Raw genomic sequence first — 4,547 nt, 5'->3', positions numbered from 1 at the left:
TTCCTCCCCCCCTATTACCCCAAACTCCCTTCATTAATTATTGCTAAATTTTTTTATTTAAAAAGTTCCCTGCCCAAGTGTTTTGGCAGTCTCTTCACCTGCCGCCTACCTATCTGTCCCCTCGCCCCCGCAGCCCTTTGCCTCAATGATAGCACGGGGAAGGGGTTTTGTCAAGGGTAAAGGGGAGAGCTTCTGCACTTTTGTGCTAGGGTTTTATTATTGGAAAGGGTTTGGAAACCGGAAGGATTTTCTCGCCTGACTAACTATTAAACAGAAACCTTAACAAAAACCGAGGGGGGTATTTATTGCTACTGTCAATGGTTTCTCATTACCCTCTTGTATTTTAACCGGGATGGATGGAGGATGCCGGGATTATTTATTTTAATCATTAACTGAATTGTTAGAAAGCCCCCGGAAGATGGGGTGTATGAAGGGTATTAAAGACAAACTCCCATAAAACAGGGTTATGGGAATTAGTTGCCTCTGACTTTGGGGAAACGCCAGTGTTGGAGATGAGATTTGGCTGCTGGGATTTTAATGTTTTTGAGAAAATTCTCCCCCGTTTTCCGTTTGCCGCCTGTGGTGGGGGTATGAAAACACCAACTAAACTGGACTGTAAGAATGCCTTTCTAACCAACTGACTAATGGGAGGCGCTTTCTTCTATTCCCTTATTGGCTATGGTGGATGGCAATTTATTGTTTTCTCGTCTGTTAATAACAAGTATCCTCTTATTTTTTTGCCTTATGATAAATAAAAATTCCTCCCCGTCTATAACCATTTATAACCCTTCTTTCCTCTGATGGTAAGATAGTCGTTTTCCCCCCCCCTGCAAATAGCAACCCCTTATATTCTCGTTTTTTGTCTATAGCTACTAATAACCGTTTCTGACAGGAAGACACAGTCTTTTCCAGGATGGCAACTCATTATCCCCCTTTTATCCTGATGGTAAAACCGGGTAAGACTCAGTATAATAATATTCTTGTCCTTTTATTAAGAGAAAGTCTCCCCAGTGAGTGGGGAGTGTTTTTGTCTCCATGCTTTAAGGAAAAATCTTCTTACCCCCTTGTGTAAAAATATTGTATGGGAAAATGGCCATCATCTTGCCAATTTTTAGACTCCTGTATGCGGCAAATCATCAAATCACTGTCTGTTAAGAAGATGTTTGTCGGATTGTCAGTGACAAGTCAAAAAGGGGGCAACTGGTCATATTCCTGTCTTTTAAGAGATAATATACCCTGGTCATCCTTTTCCCTTCTGGGGTTAAAATACAACTTTCCGTGGCTAGCAACCCCTTATATTCTTGTCTTCTGATAAAATCTAAAGTCTCCTCCGGATGGCAACTCATTTTATTGTTGTCTGTTGTCTCCCGATAGGGGATTTTATTATAAAGTTTCTTCCTGGGGAAATAGCCACTCATCATCCCTTTGTCTTCTGATAGATGGTGAGAGAAAACCCCCCTTTTGGCAGTAACCTATCATATTGGCGTCTTTTTATAATAAGTTCCTATCCCCCTGTATATAGTCACCCGTCATCCTCCTATCTTCTGACAGTAGTAGAAAGTCTCCTTTCCTAGTATCCCTAGAGATAGACAGTCTCTCCTTCCTGTTGTCTTGTTATGGAGGTTTTTGCCCCAATTGTGGATACAAGCCTACTCATTTTTCTCCCAATAGAGAGATTTCCCTGTTGACTGCTACGGGAAACCTCTAAGTATTTTCTCGGTGTTCTCTGATTAGGGAGCCAGGGCGTGTCCACGTAGAAGACTGCCTATAGTTTTAGCTGTAATTTTAAGTTGTACAAGGGGATTGGTGGGCACGACGGTTTTGTAGAGGTAGCTATCGAAGGTAATCCTTTGGACGTCCAAATCGGCGCACATTTCCACAAAGGCTTCACGGGTGGCGTCGCTGCGATAGAATATACGCTGGAGTATATCTAAAACGAGATAGGTGGGGCCGTATTTTTTGTCCCAACGTCTAAGGTACTGCTTTAAATCCTCTTCAGTGGGGACTCTTTGCCCATTGTTACTAGTTTCCACAATGGTCTGGGCACACATTCTACCAGATTTGGCGGCAAAATAGATCCCTTCTCCAGAGGATTTAGTAACTGTACCGGCGGCATCCCCCACTAATGCAACTCTTCCTACTACACGACGAGGACGAGGATGCTCAGGTATGGGATGGGCTTCCACTTTAATAATTTCTCCCCCTTCCAGACGCTTAGCCGCCCTTTTTCTGATACCCGCCTGTAATTCCTTGATTCTGGACTTGTTGGCTTGCATGGTGCCCGTGCCTACCGCTACGTGGTCATACTTAGGAAATACCCAGGCGTAGAAGTCGGGGGAGACGTCGCTACCTACGTACATTTCCGCCAAGTCTTCATAGTAGGCCATTTTGTCTTCTGGCAACCTAATTCTTTCCTGATAGGCGATGGCATAATTGTAGTCGCCAGCCCCTATAGCCTTGGCAATACGAGAATTGGCGCCATCCGCCCCTATAACCACGTCTGCCTGAAGGGTTTTCATTTCCCCTTGGGGCAGGCCGTTGGAATGGTCCACATAATGGATAGTATAGGGTTCTTTGTCACTGGTGGGGATATCCAACTGGAATACTGTACCATTAATGAGGTTAGCGCCCAATTTGGCAGCACGATTACGGAGGAAGCTATCCAACACCTCCCTTCGGCACATGCCTATGTACTCGTGTTCTCTAAGTGTGTCACCTATATTTACCTCGAGGTTGGAAGGGGAAATCATCTTCATTCGCCGCACCCGCCTATCGATGATTTCTGGGGGTATATCGAATTCACTCACCATACAAAGGGGGATGGCGCCACCACAAGGTTTTACATTGTCTAGCTTTCTCTCAAACAGATAGGTCTGGATGCCTGCTTTTGCTAAAACCTCGGCCGCCGAAGCCCCTGCGGGGCCCCCTCCTACTACTGCTACCCTTATTGTCACGACTGTTCTCCCTCTATTGTCCTCTATGAGTGCTTTTTAGGTATGAGTTTAAGGCAAGGGTGGCTTTCTTGTATTTGCTCTGTAATATTACTTAACATTGTTCTTAATTTTTCTTTATTTTTCTTAAAATTGGACTATAAAACTTGACATAGGGGATATTTTGTGGCAGGGGAGTTACTTAACAATTTTGAGGGAGACTAACTCAATTTCTTTGCCCTGTAGAATTTTACTGCTCAATTGGCCACAGTGGGGACAAGCGAAAATCCAGTCGCTGGGATAGAATTCTTGTTGGCAGGAGTCACAGTAGCAGCAGACGGGGATAGTTTCGATTTTGAGAGTGGCATTTTCTGCTATGGTGTTTTTTGCTACCACGTCGAAGGCAAATTCCAAGGCGGGGGGGTAGACGCCAGACATTTCTCCTATTCTCATAGTTATTTCTGTGATGAGGGTAGCATTTTCTGCCTTGGCGTGTTGGATAGCCATGGCGATGGCGGATTCCATGATGCCGATTTCATGCATAGCCAACTATTGACGGGATATAAAATTTTTTACGAGCTCTATGGCCAATTGTGCCTGTTTTTTGGTACACTGGGAGATATTCTGGCCGAAGTCTAGATTTTTTGCCGGGATAGCTATAATCCAGGTGTCTGGGGTTTTGTGGTAAATCCATTGAGTAAGTTTTAGCAGTGATGCTGGGGTGAGTTTATGTGGCCAGTTGTCGGGGGGTTGGTGGGGGGTTTCTATTCTGGTGAGTGTCAGTGTGTCTTGACTGACACAGGCATCGACAAAGATAACTGTTTGGTATTCTGCCATTTTTTCGCTCAATTCGGGGGTAAGGGAGAGGGTAGCTATAGTTTCCAATCCCGGGATATTTTGGCTTTGCAGTTGACAGGCTACCATATATCCCACGCCATCATCACTGCGGAGGGTATTCCCATAGCCGATTAACAATACTCGTTTATTTGTCATCGCCCTATGAATATTTTTCCCTTTTGCCAACTCTAATTACTGATATTTTATGTTTTTTTCCCACTACAGTGATTTTATCCTTGCCCTGTTGCGGGTGGGGAAAAAATTGTGTTTATGTCTTATTGCTGGCAGGGGGTTTTCCAGTTATCTTCCTATTGGCGAAAAGTTATGTGGTGGTTAGTAATAGTCTTTGTATTGTAGTCGGCGGGGAGTGATTTTATGGGGGAGTAGTCGTGGGAATGTGGCATGGCGGAGATTTTGTATTTGTCTGCCGGCGGGGGGATTACACGGGTTGTTTGAATACACTGTCATGACTGGTATTTCCCCCTTACCTTCTCCTTGGCAATAAGATAATGGTGTCACCAAGTGGGGGGTGAAGCGGAGGAGGAAATCGTCTGTTTATCTAGTCGGGGGAAGAGTTGGGTGATAATGGGTAAAAATTATCTCCTTGTCTTGTTGTCGGCAATCAATCCTATAAAAACCCCTATATTTCCGCAGCGGGGGAGGAAATTGTCTGTTGTCTTGTTGTCGGTGAAAAGATAAAGTGGTGAGGAAAATTGTATCCATTTTGTGTTGTGGAGGGGGAGGGGTTATATATGGTAATTGTCTTTTTTTTTTTTTTTT

General features: G+C 44.3%; 4 protein-coding genes. All 4 read right to left on the bottom strand.

Going from position 1 to position 4,547, the window contains the following annotated elements; all coding sequences use genetic code 11:
* Window positions 1–1,151: 1,151 nt before the first annotated feature.
* The 4 genes from IGQ44_03855 to IGQ44_03840 all read right to left on the bottom strand — a co-directional run bounded on the left by IGQ44_03855 (window position 1,152) and on the right by IGQ44_03840 (window position 3,923).
* Window positions 1,152–1,421 (bottom strand): hypothetical protein, encoded by a 270-nt coding sequence (locus IGQ44_03855; GenBank protein ID HIK37108.1) that lies wholly within the window; start codon window positions 1,419–1,421, stop codon window positions 1,152–1,154.
* Between the two features lie 309 nt (window positions 1,422–1,730).
* Entirely contained in the window at window positions 1,731–2,954 is a 1,224-nt protein-coding gene (chlP, locus tag IGQ44_03850) for a geranylgeranyl reductase (GenBank protein ID HIK37107.1), read from the bottom strand.
* 174 nt (window positions 2,955–3,128) lie between these two features.
* Complete coding sequence (hypA, locus tag IGQ44_03845; GenBank protein ID HIK37106.1) at window positions 3,129–3,473, bottom strand: hydrogenase maturation nickel metallochaperone HypA; 345 nt, start codon at window positions 3,471–3,473, stop codon at window positions 3,129–3,131.
* A 6-nt stretch (window positions 3,474–3,479) separates the two neighbouring features.
* Window positions 3,480–3,923, bottom strand: a complete 444-nt coding sequence (locus IGQ44_03840) for a hydrogenase maturation protease (GenBank protein ID HIK37105.1) — start codon at window positions 3,921–3,923, stop codon at window positions 3,480–3,482.
* Window positions 3,924–4,547 lie beyond the last annotated feature (624 nt).

The organism is Geminocystis sp. M7585_C2015_104 (genome assembly GCA_015295805.1).
Classification (GTDB): Bacteria; Cyanobacteriota; Cyanobacteriia; order Cyanobacteriales; family Cyanobacteriaceae; genus DVEF01.
Note: the sequence above shows the minus strand (reverse complement) of the source record. Positions and strands in the feature narration are given on the sequence as shown.